23 protein-coding genes are annotated in these 16,007 nt (G+C 68.6%); 4 read left to right on the top strand and 19 right to left on the bottom strand.

Going from position 1 to position 16,007, the window contains the following annotated elements; genetic code table 11:
• Positions 1 to 24: 24 nt before the first annotated feature.
• From MJO54_RS06135 to MJO54_RS06215, 17 genes are all read right to left on the bottom strand, one after another.
• Entirely contained in the window at positions 25 to 363 is a 339-nt protein-coding gene (locus MJO54_RS06135; protein ID WP_149772882.1) for a hypothetical protein, read from the bottom strand.
• Complete coding sequence (locus tag MJO54_RS06140; RefSeq protein WP_235676010.1) at positions 360 to 1,877, bottom strand: terminase large subunit domain-containing protein; 1,518 nt, start codon at positions 1,875 to 1,877, stop codon at positions 360 to 362. The genes MJO54_RS06135 and MJO54_RS06140 overlap by 4 nt, the downstream gene beginning before the upstream one ends.
• Positions 1,874 to 2,149 (bottom strand): hypothetical protein, encoded by a 276-nt coding sequence (locus MJO54_RS06145; protein WP_149772884.1) that lies wholly within the window; start codon positions 2,147 to 2,149, stop codon positions 1,874 to 1,876. Before MJO54_RS06145 ends, MJO54_RS06140 begins: the two co-directional genes overlap by 4 nt.
• A 92-nt stretch (positions 2,150 to 2,241) precedes the next feature.
• Complete coding sequence (locus tag MJO54_RS06150) at positions 2,242 to 2,823, bottom strand: hypothetical protein (protein WP_149772885.1); 582 nt, start codon at positions 2,821 to 2,823, stop codon at positions 2,242 to 2,244.
• A gap of 349 nt (positions 2,824 to 3,172) precedes the next feature.
• The gene (locus MJO54_RS06155) at positions 3,173 to 3,994 is read right to left on the bottom strand and encodes a hypothetical protein (protein ID WP_149772886.1); all 822 of its coding nucleotides are present in this window, start codon (positions 3,992 to 3,994) and stop codon (positions 3,173 to 3,175) included.
• On the bottom strand, positions 3,991 to 4,701 hold the full coding sequence (locus MJO54_RS06160; RefSeq protein WP_149772887.1) for a hypothetical protein: 711 nt from the start codon (positions 4,699 to 4,701) through the stop codon (positions 3,991 to 3,993). Before MJO54_RS06160 ends, MJO54_RS06155 begins: the two co-directional genes overlap by 4 nt.
• Positions 4,698 to 4,964 carry a hypothetical protein gene (locus MJO54_RS06165; protein WP_235676011.1) on the bottom strand — a complete coding sequence of 89 codons (267 nt, stop codon included), beginning with the start codon at positions 4,962 to 4,964 and terminating at the stop codon, positions 4,698 to 4,700. Before MJO54_RS06165 ends, MJO54_RS06160 begins: the two co-directional genes overlap by 4 nt.
• Before the next feature lie 171 nt (positions 4,965 to 5,135).
• The gene (locus MJO54_RS06170) at positions 5,136 to 5,603 is read right to left on the bottom strand and encodes a hypothetical protein (protein ID WP_235676012.1); all 468 of its coding nucleotides are present in this window, start codon (positions 5,601 to 5,603) and stop codon (positions 5,136 to 5,138) included.
• A complete protein-coding gene (locus tag MJO54_RS06175; RefSeq protein ID WP_065288774.1) occupies positions 5,603 to 6,064 on the bottom strand; it encodes a hypothetical protein in 462 nt (153 codons plus the stop codon). Before MJO54_RS06175 ends, MJO54_RS06170 begins: the two co-directional genes overlap by 1 nt.
• A complete protein-coding gene (locus tag MJO54_RS06180; protein ID WP_065288775.1) occupies positions 6,061 to 6,804 on the bottom strand; it encodes a recombinase family protein in 744 nt (247 codons plus the stop codon). The genes MJO54_RS06175 and MJO54_RS06180 overlap by 4 nt, the downstream gene beginning before the upstream one ends.
• Positions 6,805 to 6,859: 55 nt before the next feature.
• Positions 6,860 to 7,015 (bottom strand): hypothetical protein, encoded by a 156-nt coding sequence (locus tag MJO54_RS06185; RefSeq protein ID WP_165607060.1) that lies wholly within the window; start codon positions 7,013 to 7,015, stop codon positions 6,860 to 6,862.
• A gap of 24 nt (positions 7,016 to 7,039) precedes the next feature.
• Positions 7,040 to 7,534: a flagellar hook-length control protein gene (locus MJO54_RS06190; protein WP_240175761.1), complete on the bottom strand. Its 495-nt coding sequence runs from the start codon at positions 7,532 to 7,534 to the stop codon at positions 7,040 to 7,042.
• Positions 7,531 to 8,034, bottom strand: coding sequence for a hypothetical protein (locus MJO54_RS06195; RefSeq protein ID WP_149772889.1), 504 nt, complete (start codon positions 8,032 to 8,034; stop codon positions 7,531 to 7,533). The genes MJO54_RS06190 and MJO54_RS06195 overlap by 4 nt, the downstream gene beginning before the upstream one ends.
• 362 nt (positions 8,035 to 8,396) lie before the next feature.
• Positions 8,397 to 10,829 (bottom strand): AAA family ATPase, encoded by a 2,433-nt coding sequence (locus MJO54_RS06200; protein ID WP_149772890.1) that lies wholly within the window; start codon positions 10,827 to 10,829, stop codon positions 8,397 to 8,399.
• A 134-nt stretch (positions 10,830 to 10,963) separates the two neighbouring features.
• Complete coding sequence (locus tag MJO54_RS06205; protein WP_149772891.1) at positions 10,964 to 11,176, bottom strand: MerR family transcriptional regulator; 213 nt, start codon at positions 11,174 to 11,176, stop codon at positions 10,964 to 10,966.
• Positions 11,177 to 11,298: 122 nt separating this feature from the next.
• Entirely contained in the window at positions 11,299 to 11,607 is a 309-nt protein-coding gene (locus MJO54_RS06210) for a helix-turn-helix domain-containing protein (RefSeq protein WP_149772892.1), read from the bottom strand.
• Positions 11,608 to 11,917: 310 nt separating this feature from the next.
• Positions 11,918 to 13,414 carry a recombinase family protein gene (locus tag MJO54_RS06215; RefSeq protein WP_149772893.1) on the bottom strand — a complete coding sequence of 499 codons (1,497 nt, stop codon included), beginning with the start codon at positions 13,412 to 13,414 and terminating at the stop codon, positions 11,918 to 11,920.
• Positions 13,415 to 13,583: 169 nt separating this feature from the next.
• Between MJO54_RS06215 and MJO54_RS06220 the strand changes: the two genes are divergently transcribed.
• Positions 13,584 to 13,865 (top strand): type II toxin-antitoxin system Phd/YefM family antitoxin, encoded by a 282-nt coding sequence (locus MJO54_RS06220; protein ID WP_105294494.1) that lies wholly within the window; start codon positions 13,584 to 13,586, stop codon positions 13,863 to 13,865.
• Between the two features lie 123 nt (positions 13,866 to 13,988).
• Entirely contained in the window at positions 13,989 to 14,123 is a 135-nt protein-coding gene (locus MJO54_RS06225; protein ID WP_234821461.1) for a type II toxin-antitoxin system RelE family toxin, read from the top strand.
• 64 nt (positions 14,124 to 14,187) lie between these two features.
• On the opposite strand, the gene MJO54_RS06230 is transcribed toward MJO54_RS06225, so the two are convergent.
• Positions 14,188 to 14,646 carry an SRPBCC family protein gene (locus tag MJO54_RS06230; protein WP_105294495.1) on the bottom strand — a complete coding sequence of 153 codons (459 nt, stop codon included), beginning with the start codon at positions 14,644 to 14,646 and terminating at the stop codon, positions 14,188 to 14,190.
• An 87-nt stretch (positions 14,647 to 14,733) separates the two neighbouring features.
• On the opposite strand from MJO54_RS06230, the gene MJO54_RS06235 reads away from it, so the two are divergent.
• Positions 14,734 to 15,099 (top strand): hypothetical protein, encoded by a 366-nt coding sequence (locus MJO54_RS06235; protein ID WP_046283852.1) that lies wholly within the window; start codon positions 14,734 to 14,736, stop codon positions 15,097 to 15,099.
• A gap of 27 nt (positions 15,100 to 15,126) precedes the next feature.
• Here MJO54_RS06235 and arr read toward each other — a convergent pair whose 3' ends face one another.
• The gene (gene arr, locus MJO54_RS06240; protein WP_046283853.1) at positions 15,127 to 15,537 is read right to left on the bottom strand and encodes an NAD(+)--rifampin ADP-ribosyltransferase; all 411 of its coding nucleotides are present in this window, start codon (positions 15,535 to 15,537) and stop codon (positions 15,127 to 15,129) included.
• Between the two features lie 75 nt (positions 15,538 to 15,612).
• Here arr and MJO54_RS06245 point away from each other — a divergent pair, with 75 nt between their 5' ends.
• Positions 15,613 to 16,005: a nuclear transport factor 2 family protein gene (locus MJO54_RS06245; RefSeq protein WP_133164934.1), complete on the top strand. Its 393-nt coding sequence runs from the start codon at positions 15,613 to 15,615 to the stop codon at positions 16,003 to 16,005.
• The last annotated feature ends 2 nt before the right edge of the window (positions 16,006 to 16,007 follow it).

Consider the following 16,007-nt stretch of genomic DNA (forward strand, 5'->3'; position numbering starts at 1 on the left):
CTGCCAGATTGGTGTACGCCCTGCTCAGCTGTGGCAGCAGCCATCGCAGCCGTGAATCCCGATGCCGTCGTACGGGTTCTGCGGCGGGTGCGGGTCGTCCATGACATCAGCGCTCAGGGCCGGACGCCACCGCTTGCGCGCCTGCGCCCAGAACTCGAATTGATCAGGATCGGGGTGCCCGATGCCGTGCGGGCACCGTCGCTCGAAGATGCCCCGGTCATTGCGCCACACCAGCGGCCAATCCCGCATGTGGTGGTCGCTGGGGTTGTGCACCACGCACCGACGACCGGCGCAGTTGTCCATCGGGTGCACGTTCTCCAACAGCACGCCGCCAACGTCGGTGATGAATGGCTCCACGGTCACCGCCCGCCGATCCGGCGCGTCATCCAGCTCGGCGGCGGTGGCATCCGGCCCTCGCGGGCGCGGCGCATGGCGTCGATGGGAGTCACGAATCCGCACTGTTGCCCGGCGGAGCGGGCAAGGACATCGAAGGCCACCACCGCCGCGGCCACCCTGTCGGGCTGGTGCTTGCCTGCCTCCCACGTCACGGCCTGGTCCTCCAGCGCGGGCAAGAAGCCAGCGACCCGGCACCGGCCGGTCTCCAGCGCGGCCAGCAGCTCCGCCGAGCGGGCCACCGCATCGCCTTTGCCACGGCCAGAGCCTTTCGGCGGCCAGCCGGTGACCTTGATGGGCCGGTCCAGCCTGGCCCGCCGCAGTGCCTCGGTGACAAGCCGGACGTAGGTAGTCCCGGCGGCGAACGCCTCGACCGCGATCTCGCTGGCTCCGGTGTCCATGGCCAGGTCCACGGCGCGGCGCGCCCACTGGTCGCTGGTGAAGTGCCCCGAAGTGTCGGCGATCAGTGCAACGGAGCCGTCGGCGCTCAGGCTGGCGGCGATGATGCCGGTCTCGTCGCCCTCGCCGGAGTCGGCTGGGTCGACGCCTACGACGACCTTGACGGGTCCACGCGGTGCAGCCGGTAGCCGCCAGTCGTCAAGCCATTGTCGCCTGATCAGCCCGCCTTCCGGCTCGGAGGGCACGCCGAGATACAGTGCGGCCCAGGCCCGGCCGCCGACGGCGCGCTTGATCTCGGCGAACTGCTCGGCGGTGCGTCCGATGGCCGAGGTCATCGCCACGCCCGGCGGGCGGCCCAGGGCATCGGGCACGCCCGCTGCGCTGATGGCAGGGACGTTGACGTGCCGCCAGCGGCTACCCGGTTCGGCCAGCAGTTCGCCGGCCAGGTCGAACTCGCTCCACCTGGTCATCACGATCACCGCCGACCCACCGGGCATTAACCGGGTCATCAGGCTGGAGCGGAACTCGGCCAGCAGCCGCCGCCGGTAGGCGGGCGAGTCGGCCTCAGCCGCGCCCTTGACGGGATCGTCCACGCACAGCACACCGGCCCCGAAACCGGTTGTTGCGCTCAGGATTCCGCCTGCCAACATGCCACCACGGTGACCGGACACCCGCCAGCGGCCCACCGCCTGCTTGTCCTCGGCCAGCTCGATGCCCAGCTGGTCGCGGTGCTCGGCGATCAGCCGCCGCGCCTCCCGTGAATGCTCCTCGGCCAGGGCGTCGGCGTAGCTCTTGACGATGATCTCGGTGTCGGGGTTGCGCGACAGCAGCCAGACCGGGAACACCTGACTGACCAGCAGGCTCTTGCCGGTACGCGGTGGACAGCACAGGATGAGCCGCGAGTCCGGCGTCTGTACGGCGCGCACCAGCTCGTCGCTGATCAGCCGGATGGTCGGGGTCACGTGATAGCCGGGGATCAACCGGCGGGCCAGCTCGGCCGGTGAATCGGGGCGCTGTCGCCCCCGTGCGGCCTGGAGGGCGCGGGCGGCGGCCAACGCGGCTACCGGGTTGGCAGCGGTGGTCACGCGACGCTTCGCCGTGCGCTGGAGTCGAAACCGGCGCTCGCGGCGTCCCAGAGGTCCGACCGCCGCCACTGATGGCCGCATCGGTCACAGCAGTATTCGCAGATCAGCCGCTTACCGCCGTTCCAAATCACGGCGTCCGGCTCGGTCATTGCGGCCAGGCGGGTGCAACGGTCGGCCTGGTCTCCTGGCGGGCAGCACGCCGGGCAGTAGTCGCCCATCCACGTGTCGTAGAACGGATCGACGTTCGGTGTGGTGCTGGTCGTGCCGCTCATGGTGTTCTCCCTCGGTGGTTTTCGTTGGGGCTGGTGTCGTTGGCCGGTACACCGCGCCCCCGAGGCCAAGGGGCGCAGTGAAACCGGCTGCATCAGGCGGGCGCGGCCTGCTTGGCGGTGTCGTGGGCCAGCGGCGGCACCGAGCGCAGACCGGCGCGCAGGTTGGCCAGCTGTGTGCTGGTGCTCCCACCGCCGTCATCGACCCCCAGCGCCGCCAGAACGTCGGCCTCGAACACCTCGCCGTCCCGGTGGAGTTGCTGGGCGGTGCGGATGACTGCGTGCCAGCACCGCTCAAGCAAGGGCGTAATCCCGGTGCCCAGATGCGTTCCACCGGAGGCGATCAGCACCTGGTCGTCCTTGTAGCCGCCACGCGACAGGACGGCATACGTCTCGGCCTGCGTCGGGCGGCGACCGGCACGCCAACGGGCCACTGCCCACGGCCCGGCGTAAGCGATCTCGGGGTCGCGGCCGTGGGGGCGGTCAGCGAACGTGGTCGTCCCTTGCTGGCCCCACACACGGCTGTCTGAGGCCACCGCGCTGCGCAGCTGCGCACCGAGCACCACTCCGGCGACGGCATGGGCTGATTCGTGAACACACAGCTCCAAGTGCCCACGCTCGCGGGCGGTCAGGTCGGCCAGGGTAAGCCGCCGCCGGGGTTGTCCGGTTCCGGTCATCGGGTGTTCCTCTCGGGGGTTAGTTGGTCGATGGGCTGCGGAGTTGGGTCAGCGCCGGGAGGGTGCGGCACATAGCTGCGGACCACCCTCCCGGCGTCGGCCTTCGCAATGACAGAAGACTGAATATCGTTGCTGGACAATAGATTCCGTCTAATACGTTCCCTGGCCTTGTCCGATCTGGCCTCCCAGCGCGCCTGGCCGGCATCGACGTAGCGGGCAAGGCAGCCGCGGCACCGCCACCCATGGACGCTGCCCGCGTACTGGAGCACCGGCCCACCGCACTCCCAGCAGCTCGGACCTGCGTAAGTGGCCTCGCAACCGGTCTCGGTCATCATCGTCATCACGGTTGTCACGGCGCAGGCTCCGGCGTGGTGATGGTGACGGCGGCGATTGCCGCCTCGTAGCCGATGACGACGGTGCGTTCGGCAATGGCCACGAACAGGTTGTCCCCGGTGGCCATCGTGGTTCTGACCTGCGGCTCATCGCGCCAGCCGTAGGGCTGGCTGGTGGCCACGATCATGTTCTCCAGGCCCTCGACGTAGCCGCCGCCGAATATCCACACGTGGCCCAGCGGTGAGGTCCAGCGGGTGCCGGACTTGAGCACCAGGCCGAACTCCTGGCTGGCCCACTGCGCCCCGGCGTGGAAGAACGTCAGCGTGTTGGTCAGCGCCGCCGCGGCCTCCAGATACCCCACCGCCTGCTTGAAGCTCGCCGCGGTCTGGGGCGTACCCAGGTCGGCGGCATCGAGCTTCAGGCGTTCGGCGAACTCCCGCTCGGCCATGACCTGCTCCTCCAGGCGGAGGATTTGGGCCGCGTTGGCGATGACCTCGGCCCGCGACGGTGCGGTCAGATCACACTCGTCAGCAGCCCACAACACCATCGGCTCAAAGGCGTCCAGGATGTCGGGCCGGTGGCCTTGCTTGAGCTGGCCGGGTGCGGGGTCACCGCACCATGGCGCATTCCAGACCCCGGCGCTCTGGCCGTTGGGGTAGCTGTTGCCGCGGACTTCCACGCCGTGCAAGTGCCGCGACGGCTGGTCCGCGCCGATCTCGGTCCAGGCGGTGGAGGTGTACAGCCCGAAGGCGGTTGGATTGACCGGCGGCGCTTCAAAGTGCAGCGGCAACGGGTGGTCGTAGGTCTGGACAGGGAAGTCAGGCAGGCCGGTGGTCATGGGGTTACTCCCATCTCCGCGAGCACTGCTCGCGGGTCGGTCGGGGTGGTGCTGGTGGTGGGCTCGGGGTGGTCCTGGGCGGTGTCCAGGCGGCGCTCCAGCTCCAGCGCGGCACGGTCAAGTGTCTGGGCCAGCAGTCGTGCCAGCCGTTCTGATCGGCTGGTCTGGCCGCGCAGTTCGTTGGCGTTGGGCGGGTACGCCCGGCCCAGCAACGCCGACAGCGGCCCATCGATGTCGTCGGCCAGTGCGGTCAGCACCGCCGCCCAGCTGCCCGCGTCCAGGGATTCGCGGCTGATCTCGGGCAGGGCCGGTCGCGGCGCGAGGTCGATCAGCGTTGTCATCGCGTACTTGCGCTTGCCGGGCTCGTTGGCCAGGTGCGCGGTCTTGGCGTGGGCGTCGGCCTCAGCGATCCACCCCACGATGACGCCGACCAGCTCGTGGGTCGCTTCAGCCAGCCAAGCCACCGGCAACCGGAACCGGGCTGAACTCGGCGCGGCGGCAACCCGTTCGGCCAGTGGCCGAACCACGTCGGCGATCTCGCGGGCAAGGCTCCAGTCCCCGGCGTAGTGGCCGACGGTCAGTCCGGTGCGCCGCCGCTCGCGCAGCTCGGTCTGGGAGTACCGCCGCGGTGGACGCTTGGGCGCACCGGGCAGGCTGGCCAGGTGGGCGGGCGTCCCGAACCGGCGCACGGCGCGCTGCGCGATCATCGGGCCACCGCCTGGTCGTCGGTGGCGGCATCGGCGGCGTACCGGTCGATGAGGTCCAGCAGTTCGTCGGCCTGCTCGGGGCTGCTGCCCTCGCGGATCAGAAACGCCCTCGTGCGCCACCAGCTCAGCGCCGTCCGCGCCTCCTCCACGCGAGGGCCGTCGGTCTCGCCGCGGCTGGCCAGCACGCCCAGCCGGGCGCGCCAGGACTCCATGCTGCGGGTGCGGGGGTGGGCGTCGGTGGTGCTGCTGGCAGAGGTGGTCACGACGGCCAGTGTGCCACTAAGCCATGCAAGTTACATACGAAATATGTTGCGGCACAATACCTCCCATGTCGGGTAAGTGATTGCGCCGGGCCTACAACGTGGGAATTTGGCGCGGCAGACGACAAACCCCGGCCCGTAATTGGGCCGGGGTCAGTCGGTGTGTCGGGCGTGTCAGTCAGCGTTGTTGGCGAACGGGCGGACACCGTGCTGGGCGCGGAACGCCGCAATCATCGCCCTCTCGGCGTTGCGCGCGTCGGCATCTGCGGTGACCCGCCACCCAACGATGAGGTTGCCGTGGTCTGCTAGGTGCCAGATGCGCCGCCCGCCAGAATGTCTCGCGCTGCCACCGGCTCCATAGCGGCGGAACTGACGCACGCGGCGGTGCAGACCGTCCTGTTTGGACCCGAGGCTGGCCATGCCGATATAGACCAGGCGCTCGTGCGGTACCCAAGCGTCCTCCAGCACCGCGACCGGGACGGGCGCATCACCGCGATAGGGAGCGTCTTTGTGGAACTCGGGAGGGGCATCGGTGGGCCTCACGACGACATAGACGCCCGCCTCCTTCGGCACATCGGCGCTGGCGAGGCCCTGGAACGTGAACCATCCGGTGAAGGCTGTCAGGTCGAGGGGATCGGTCATCATGGCAGCTCTCTCGGCTGGCCGCCGAGCAGTCTAGTGATGACGGGTTCCAGCCGGTAGTAATCCATCTCGACTTCGCGAAGGGCTTTTACGGGCGCCTCATCTACGTACCAATACAGCTGAGGCGGAGTCTGTTTCGCGTACTTGATTGCTTCTTCGATTGTGAACAGCCACACCGCATCACGCGACATATCGACGCAGGCAAGCCACTGCGCTTTGCAGTCAATCGGAAAGCGCCAGCCCAACGACGGCTTGCCGGTTCCGCCTGCCGGTACCGGCTTGAGTTTCGTCTTGACCTGAATCGTGGCGGCCGACTGCTGGCCCGGCACGTACATCACCAGGTCGATGCCTGAGTCGGTGGTGAGTCGGGCGCTGTCGATGCCCAGCTTGAGCAGTTGGTACTGGACGAGCAGCTCACCGGCTGCGCCGATTGCCTGCGTGCCCAGCTTGATCTCGGTCATGCCACGGCGTCCTTTGCAGCTGCGCGGTCGTGGTCAAGTTGTTCGGTCACGGCCACTCCGGCTTTACTGTCGAGCACGCGGCGAACCTGGGCGGGATGCCAAGTCCGGGAGCCGCTGCCGGTGTGGATGCCGTCGGTCATGAGGTCGGCGGCGATAGCACGGAGCGAGGCACCGTCGTATGCCTCGCGGCAGATGCGCTCGACTACCTCGGCGGGCAGCTGTGAGGGCTTGCCCAGCTGCACGCCCTGTGCTTTGCGCTCGGCCAGGGCGTCCCTGGTGCGCTGGGCGATCATGTCGCGCTCGAATTGCGCGAACACCAACAGCATGTTCATCGCCGCGCGGCCTGCCGGGGTGGCGGTGTCCATCATCATGTCGGCGGTGGTGACCACCCAGCCCTCACGGGTGGCGAGGTGGTCCAGGTCCAGGGCGTCCTTGATGGACCGGCTGATGCGGTCCAACTTGGCGGCCAACAGGATTGACGCCCGGCGGCCGGCCAGCGCGGCCAGGGCCTCGCTCATGGCTGGGCGTTTGGACGGCAACGTGGTGCCGCTGACCCCGGCGTCGGTGAACCACTCCACGACGGTGATGCCGCGGGAGGCGGCGTGCTCCTCGATGGTGCGCCGCTGGGCATCCAGGCCCAGGCCACTGTCGGCCTGCTCGTTGGTGGACACGCGCAGGTAAGCAACGGCGGTGCCGGTCGGGGCTACAGGGCGGGTGCGGGTGACACGCTTGGTGGCCATGCCTACACCTTAACTTCGTAATAGTGACGGGCGTCAGTGTTACGAAATATGTGGGCTAGATCTGCCGCAGTGCGCCGATGAGTGCGGCAAGGCGCGCGTGTTCGGCTGGCGTGGCCTCGATTTCGTCGCGCTCCACGCCGTCGAGCAGCCGGGCCAGGATGTCGGCGGCGTCATCGAGCTTGGCCAGCCGGTCCCGGTCGGATTGCTTCACCCCGGCCATTCTCCAGGTTGCAGGTCAGAGCCGCTGAAGACCGCCGCTCGGCGACCAGCCGCGCAATGGGTCGTACTCGTCACGCCGTCCTGGAGGGATGGGAGTCGGCTCCGGCACGGGCTGAGGCTCCGGCTCGGCATCGGCCATGCCGGCGGCCATGGGCTCGGTGGCGTCAGCCACCACGGTATCGCTGGCGGCGCTGTGTGCCTCGCTGGCGGCCGAAACGGCGTCCGGTGAGGCATTGGCCGGGCTGACCGGTTCCCCGGCACGCTGGCGCGCGACGGCCAGCCATTCGGCCAGGGCGTCGGCGGGCACGCCATCGAGAGCGAGCACCTGGCGCGCGATGTCTACCTGGAGCGGCCACAGCGGATCGTCCGGCCCGGCCACGGTGCCGAACAGCGCCCGGCACTCAGCCGCGGCGGCGGCCTCCAGGTCGGCCGGGGCCAGCTTGCCGTCGGCCACGTCGCGGGCGACCGAGGCGGCAGCCTTGATCGCGTCCTCGGGGGTCATGGTGGTCATCGGGTGATCTCCTCAATCTCGGCGTCGATGATGTTCCCGCCGTCCAGGGCGGGCGGTGGTTCGCGGTGGGCGACCAGCGCCAGCAGCTCGGTCTCCAGCCGGTCGATGATGGCCGCCGGGTCGGCGGACACCTTCACGTCCACCTGCTGGGCCGTCTGGACGTGCAGCCCGTTGAGCCGGGCGTCCTTCTCGATCATGTCGGCTATGGCCTTGGCGGTAGCGACCAGCGCCTGGGAGTCACCGCGCTGCTTGGCGGCGGCCAGCTCGGCGAACAGAACCGACTTGGTGATCCGCAGCCCCTCGCTGGCTGAGCGGCGCGCGGCCTCCGGCGACTCCGGCGCGGTGCGCTCCAGGTGTCGGCGCACGGCCACCTGCGCCGAGCCGCGGTTTCGGTATCCGAGGGTCTCGCTGATCTCGGCCCACGTGCGTCCTACCGCACGTAGCCGGAACGCCTCCTCGGCGCGGGCGCGGGAGTCCTGGCGGTTCATCGTCGGTGCCATGTCGCCATTGTGTCGCCACTGCGTGCAGCCGCCGCTACGCCAGCGCGGGGTCTGTCGCGCAGCCCGTCCCGCAGCCTCGCTCGGCGCGCTCGTTGTCGTTGTCACTGCCCCTTCGGCTCGTATTGGCCCCCCTCCTATAGGGAGGGGCCGATACTCAATAAGGGAAGGCCCCTAATCAGCCCCTCGGACGGGGCCGATAGAAAGCGCTGGTCAGAGGCGGTTTTCTGCACCTATTGGCCCCTATCGGCCCCAGTGCGGGGGCCGATACAGAATTGGCTATCAGCCCCTCGAAAAGGGGCCGATAGAAACCGCTGGTCAGAGGCGGTTTTGGGGGTTATCGGCGTATCGGCCCGCATCGGCCCTCAAACGCGGGGCGCACACGGGCCGATGTCCGCCGCGATGGTGCCGCCGGGGTCGGAGTCATCGCCCGTGTAGTGCGGATCGCGCGCCTTGGGGTCCAGCCGGTAGAGCTTGGCCCTGCCCTGGTGCCGCCGCGTGACCAGCCCGCGCTTTTCAGCCAGCGCCAGCGCCTCGTCGGTGGTCTCCTTCTTGCCGCCGACCGCTGCCTTGATCGCGGTGACGTTCATCTCGTCGCGGCCCTCGGTGGCGTTGTCGGCCAGCACGTCGAGCACGGCGGTCAGACGCTTCTCGACATTCTCGCTCTGGTGCGTCGTGGCGCGGTTGCCGCCCACGTAGGTCAACCGCCCGGTGGCCTTGTCGAACGACAGCAGCCCTTCGCGCACCGGCTCGTCCGCATCGCGCACCTTGTCGGTGGAGAAGTAGCGCGGCTGGAGGGGGTGGTCGTCGTCGCGCACGATCTTCCAGTTGGCGTCGGACCACCCCAGCAGCGTGGAATCGCCCCTGGCGCGCTCGTTGGCGTGGCCCATGTGGTGATGCACCAGCACGTCGTCCACACCCGCCGTCGTGAGCATCTCGGTCAGCGGGTACAGCAGCTTGCCCATCTCCCGGTTCTCGTCCAGGCCCATCGCCTCCAGGACCGGCTTGAGGCAGTCAAACACCACGAAGTCGCAGCCGAGGTCGGCCAGCCGCCGCGCCCACATTTCGCGCAGCCGGTCGTTGCCCAGGTCGAACAGCCCGGCCTGCCCGCGCAGGTTCACCACGTCCACGACCGCCGAGGTGTTGGTTACGCCCTGGCGGCGCAGCCACCGCTTGAGCATCCCTTGGGTCATCTCGTTGTCGATGATCACGATGCGCGACGCGCGCTGCGTGACCTCGAACGCGCCCAGGAACGCCTCGCCGTCGGCCAGCGAGCGCACCAGATTGCCGCTCAGGGTGGTCTTGCCGCCGCCCGCCGGAGCCGCGCACAGCACCTTCGCGCCGCCCGACGGCCACACGCCCTCGATGCGGAACCGCACCGGGTCGTCGTCGGTGTCCAGCAGGTCGGCCAGGCTGGTGACCGGCGGCAGCTCGATCTCGGCGATGTCGTTGGCTGCGAGGCGTTTCCGCGCCTCGCGGTCGATCCACAGCTGGGACGCGCGGTCGAGGATCTTGCGCTCCGTTGCCTCGTCAGCGGCGGCGGTGCCCTCCGTGTCGTCTGTCCCGCCGCCCGGCGCGGCATCGGCCTTGCCGAAATCGGCCGGCAATTCGTCGGTCACGGCCAGGGCGTCGCTGTCGGTCAGCTCGATGCCGAGCGCGTCCATGGCGGCCTCCAGGTTGTTGTCGTAGTGCAGTAGCGCCACCGCCTGGAGCTTGCTGAATGCGTGCTTGCCGGTCGCGGCGATGCGGCCCGCCCATGGCTCGCCGGGGTTGTCGGTCCAGACGTAGAACGGCGGGTCCGGTGAGTCGGTCCACTTCGCGCAGCCCGGCTCATGCGCGGTGGCCGATTTCGGGTTGCCGTGGACGCCGGGCGCGGTCCACGTCGGGCACCCACAGCCGTCGGCCTTGCCGACTGGCATCCACTCGGCAGGCTCCAGGATCGCCGCCCAGCCCACGCCAGCGCCCCACCGCGCCACCGGGTCGTCGGCGGTGTCGGCGCGGGCCTGGCCGAGTTGCGCCGCATTGGCGTAGGACCGACCGCGCGCGGTGATCGCCTCGGCCAGCCACCCCGGCAGCGCGTAGACCGGCGCGCCGGTCGCGGTGTAGGTGCCCTCCGGTCGCACGCTGGGCGGCGTCAGCACGTAGTTGCCCGCGCCCCAGATCACCGAGTAGCCGTCATCGCCGCCGACCTTCATCGACCCCGGTGGTCCCGGCGGCAGCTCGACGCCCTCGGGCACCGCGAAGTAGAAGTGCCCGCCGTCGCGGTGGACCAGCGTCACGCCGTCCGGCCCCAGCTGGCCCGGCGTGCGCACCGTCGGCACGGTCGCGGGGTCGGCCTGGGCGTCGGCCAGGAACGCAACGAGCTGCGCGTCGGTGTCGCAATCGACCACGACCAGGCGGCTGCGGCCCAGCGACACCGCGACGTTGACCTCCACCTCGCCGCCGAACACCCCGACGTAGCGGTCCAGGTAGGTGTCCAGTACGGCGGTCTCGGTGGTGGCCAGGTGAACTCCGGCGGGCGACTTGAGCGTCTGCGGCCTGGGATGGCCCGCAGCCCGCGCCGCCTCGCGGAAAGCACGGTCGTCGGCGGTGCGCTTCTGCGGAGTGCGCACGTCGGCGGGCCTCTTGCTGGCCGGGTAGACCAGCAGCGGCGCGCAGTCCAGGCCCGCAAGCGCGTGCAGAAAGGCCCGCACGTCGTCATGGTCGTCGGCCTTGGGCGCATCGGCCAGCAGTGCGGTCAGGAGGCGGGCACGGTCGGCCTCAGCGGCGTTGCCGCCCTTGGGGCTACTCTGGGTCACGTTGATCCTTTCATCGGGGTCGGCACGCCGGATCCTTCGTTGGGGTCTACACGGTTGGTTGGCAGAGGTGCCGTCCGGCACACGCGAGTCGAGGCCAAAACGCTCGCGCCGGGCGGCATCGCTGTTTTCGGGTGTCAGTCACGGTGCGGCACAACGGGCACCAGCAGCGCGTCGACATCGCTGACCTTGACCCGCAGCGCGGAGTTCGGCCCGGTGCGGTAGGCGGGCAGTACGCCGTCGCGGACCCGGCCACGAATGGCCCAGTACGACAAGCCCACCCGCTCACCTGCTGCGCGCAGGCTGATGAACCGGTTCCCCTCGGTGGGGGCGGTGGCGGCATCGGTCACGGTTGACCTCCTCTCGATATGTGCAAGCGTGGCAAACGGGGGTGCAGACGCCCGGCCAGCGCGGATGAGTTACCCGACATTGATAGGCGTTGTGCGCCATCCGATTACGCGGTCAGGAACGCTCACGCGGCGCCGCCGGTCAGGATGGTGCGGATGCGGGCGGCCTGCTCGTCGGTCAGCTCGGGGGCGGCGTCGACCAGGGCGCGGATGACGGCGCGGTGATCGTCACGCGGGGCCTGCTCGTTGCGGTTGCGAATCCAGGCGTCGACCTCGGTGGGGTCGAAGTACAGACGCCGGTTGACGCGGTGGGCCGGTAGACCTTCGGCATGGACGAACTTGCGGATCGTCTGATCGGACAGGCCGCCCAGGCGCGTACCGACTTCGGCGGTTGTGAGGTAGCCGCCAGCGGCGGCGATGGTGGGTGCAGTCATCGTGCGGAACTCCGAATACTCGGCTGGTTCCGCACGTATCCCTGAGCCGGGACGCCCTGCGCATCCCTCTGGTTAACGTGCGTGGACACCGCTTCCGGTGCCCGCGTTGCTGTTGCTACCTCCCCGCTAGGCGCATCGGGCACCGGCGGTTTCGGTGCCCCCGACTCATCAGGGCCAATCAATGCCGGGGGTCATCGCCAAATATAGCTTGTTAGCGCCCGCGATGGCTAGCGAGGTACACCGGAACCTGTTGTACGACAGACAAACCCGTCAAAGTCGGGTAACTCATGCGCCCCCGCCGGGGACGGGCTCAGCGACGCCAGTCGATGCGGATCGTGTTGGGGTCAAACGTCTTCGATCCGCGCGTGCCGCGCCGGAGTCGTACCTCGCACAGTGCGTCAATCACGCTGCGGCGGGCCATCAACGATGCCGCCATGAATGCCTCGGAGGGGTGGGGCGCGGCGAGCACGTCATCGAGCGCACCGCCGCCGGGCTGCACCGCCTTGATCTTGCGGTCGACCTCGGCCAGCTGCGCGCCGATCTTCTCCTTCTTGGTGCGCCACCGCCTGGCGTCGATCAGGTCGTCGTCGTAGTCGGCATCAACCTTGGCCAGGCGCGCCCGTAGAGCGTCCTGCTCAGCCCGCAGGGGCGCGGTGTTGGCCTTCGGTGGTGCCAGCCGCTTGCGGGCGTCAGGGCGGCGCAGGCGCTCGGCTACTACCGCCGTAACGAACTCGTCCACACCGCGCGCCCGCGGGGCGTCCTGGTCGTCGTCGGCGGTGATGATCTGCCGGATGCGGTCGTAGTCGACCGGCCCGTGCGCACGGTTGACGCACGCCGCCTTGCACCGGTACCGGCCACCGCTGAAACTGACCACCGGCTGGTCGCAGGTGGCGCACAAGAACAGGCCGCTGCCCAGGTGTTTGCGTTCGGTGCCTTGCCGGTTGGTGATCCGCCGGGGGTCAGTGAGGATGGCCTGCACAGCGTCGAACACGTCCTCGGACACCAGGGCCTCCCAGGTGCCACGGGTGACCGTCAGCGCCTCGGTCACCTCACCGTTCCGGCGGGCCTTGCGGGCGTCGGTCTCGGTGGCAAGGCGGTTGTAGATCGACCGGCCGCAATAGCGCGGGTTCGCCAGGATGCCGTAGACGCTCGTCGGGTTCCAGGGCTTGCCGCTGCGGGCGCTGGTGCCTTCGTTGGTCAGGGTGCGGGCGATGCCGCGCAGCGACTCCCCGGCATGGAACAGCTTGAAGATGCGCCGCACCAACTCGGCCTCGTCGGGCACGACCTCGCCCCTGGACGTGTAGCCGGTGAGCCGTGTGCCCAGCGGTGGGCGGCCGAGGTTGGCACGCTGCACCGCCGCCGCCTTCTGTCGTGCGCTCTTGCGTTCGACCTCGCCGCGCGCGAACGCCATGCGCACCCGCACGAAGGTTCGGCCCGCGTCGGTGGTCAGGTCGGCCTCGCCGTTGGCGGTCACCAGCGCCAGGCCGTTCTTCTCGGCGGCGTCCAGCCAGTCCTCCATCTGCCGGGGCTGGCGGGTGAGGCGGTCCATGTCGTAACAGACCAGGGCGTCGAATGACCCGGCGTCATACGCCGCCACCAGCGCGTCGTAGCCGGGCCGGTTCTTGCGGGCGTCACTCGCGCTGATGCTGTTGTCCACGAACTCATCGACAACCGTCCAGCCGCGCAGGCTCACGATCTGCTGGCACAGCTCGCGTTGACGCTCGACGGCCAGTCCTTCGCCGGTCAGATCACGGGAAATGCGCAGGTAGAGGGCGGCGCGGCGGGTGGGAGCGGTGGTGGCGTCCATGTGTCCACCATAACGTTTATTGACACTGTGATGTGGTCGAGTTTCGGTTCAACGTGTGACGTCTGGTTCACGCTGACGGTTTAACGAAGATGCCGGCCGGTAGGGCGCCACGGCAAAGAAATCCTCATCCAGCGGCCCGGAGTTCCGTCATCACGCCAGAACTCTGTACATGACAACGCTGCCCTTGGCTGAGGTGCGGGCAAATCTGTCCAAGCTGGTCGACGAGGCCGTCCGCACGCATCAGCGCGTCGAAGTCACCCGGCAGGGACGTCGAGCGGCAGTCCTGCTCAGCGCTGACGATTACGACTCGATCATGGAGACGCTGGACATCCTCAGCGACGCAGCCGCCATGGCCGCGGTGCGGGAGGCGGAGGCCGACATCGCCGCTGGGCGCCTCTACTCCGCCGACGAGGTTGAGGCAGAACTCCGCGCGAAGGGCATCGTGAAATAGCGGCATATCGGATCGAGCTGACCCGACGCGCTCGCAGAGGCCTGTCTGAGGAACTGCCTGAAGAGGTCGCGGCTGCGTGTTGGGAGTTCATCGTGAATGTGCTTGCGCACAACCCGTTACGGGATGGCGCTGCACGGTGAACTCGCAGGCAGGCTCTCCGCCAGGCGCGGGGATTTCAGGGTGATCTACGAAGTTTTCGACGATAAAGTGCTCGTTCGGGTTATCGACGTGCGTCACAGGCGAGACGTCTATCGATGACACCCAGGCGCGGCTCTGTGTGTCAGGTGGACCGACGCAGGAGATTGGGCGTCGGTGCCGGTCGTCAGCCCTGCGTCAGCGCCCACGCGTCAATGTGAGCGGGCAGCTTGGACTGATGCTTCGCCAGTACCCGCTGCAGGACTCGCGATAGAACGGTGTCAAGCATTCGGCCGAGCGATCCGCCTAGTGCGGGCTTGCCAGTGATTCGGCAGGTGTAGCGGGTTCCGCCGGGCACTTCCTCCAGCGTGTCGGTCGTGGTTGAGGGAAATCTCGATTCGGTGATCCGAAATTCCATCACCCGTGGGGCCTCTACTCGGACAAAGACACCTGTCCACTTGTCGGTAATGCCCAGCGATCGGCTCACGCCATGCCACAGATCGCCGGGGGCATACGGCGGCTCCTTGCCTGCATCGACGGAGACGATTCCTGGCAAGACGTTGCCGATGTTGTCCGGGTGGATGATGTAGTCCCAGACCACTTGTGGCGGGTGGGTGAGGACAACCGATGCCGTTATGTTGGGCATAGCTCAAAATACGCTCATCGCAGCCACTACGGCGTGGGTTGGACTGGCGACTTCCGCCGGCTGGCGCCACAGGGCTACGGTTGCTTAATGGTCGGTGTCGAGGGTGCCGGCGCTCGGCGAAACGTCGACCGGCGCACCGATGATCTGGACGAACGTGAGCACGCTGTAGCCCGCCGTGAATCCGAGCAGTCCCGGCGCGAGTTGATCGCCGACGAACGAGACCGGGTCGCCGACGAACGGGACCGTATCGCCGACGAGCGTGAGCAGGCGGCCGATGAGCGCGAGCAGCGAGCGGACGAGCGTGAAGGCGCCACGGAGCAGCGCGAGCGTGAGCGACTGGAGCGCCTCGACGAACGCAACAGTCGCCAGGAGGCGGCCGCGAAGCGGGACAACGCCGAGATCAGGCGTGCCGTGGCAGAAACCCGCCGGGCGATCCAGGAACCTCCGCTGTAGCGACACTGTCGTCGCAGAGCGGTGCGCTCAGTTGATGATCTCGTCGAGCCCTTCTGCGCGCAGTGCAGCCAATCGGTCGTGCCACTCCTGAAGTGCTTCGGGCGTCAGCCGCGGCCAGTCGTGGATCTCTTCAACGACCCGCAGCGGTTCGCTGCTGCGGTAGGACCGGGTTGGATTGCCGGGGAACTTCTTGTCGGTGACGTTCGGATCGTTCTCGTATGCACCGGTCGGTTCGATCCGATACACCCGCGGCGTCCCGTCGCCGGCCGCGAGTTCGGCGGCCAGCCCGGCTCCGTCGCGCAGGGCGGTGAAATAGATGTGGTTCATGACGATTTCGGGCCGGTAGTTGGAACGGAAGCCCGCGAGCAGTAGGTCCCCAACCGCTAGTGCTGCTTTGGTGCCGTGGAAGAACGGGCCTTCGTCATCGATCGCGTCCATCGGTTAAAGGGTAGCGAAGCCCGGGGGACTGCCGTTTTCCCCGTGACGGCGCGGCGCGCGGAATACGCTCGCACGATGATCTATCGCTGGTTGGTACGCAGGCAGGCTGCGGCTGGGTGGCAACGACTGTCCGAGCAGCGGTTCGACGAAACTCCACTCGCCGATGACATGCACTTTGTCTTCCTCGGCGACCATGAATTGGCCGCCGACCTTCGCGGGGCCGAGACGGTACGCAATTGGCTGCGCGATCAGCTGCTGGCCCGGCTGCCGAACCTGCGGTTCGTAGTCGACGAGACCGTGGTTGAAGGCGGGCCCTGGTCGACCCGGGTGGCGACCCGCTACCACACCGAGCAAGACGGCCGGCTCATCTATCGCGGCGTCTACTTCGGGCGGGTGGTGTGGGGCAAAGTCGTTGAAGAGATCATTCTTCCTGACACCAAAGCGCTTTCGGCCGCCCTTGCCCGGTAGCC

It is taken from the genome of Mycolicibacter virginiensis, assembly GCF_022374935.2.
In the GTDB taxonomy this organism is placed as follows: Bacteria; Actinomycetota; Actinomycetes; order Mycobacteriales; family Mycobacteriaceae; genus Mycobacterium; species Mycobacterium virginiense.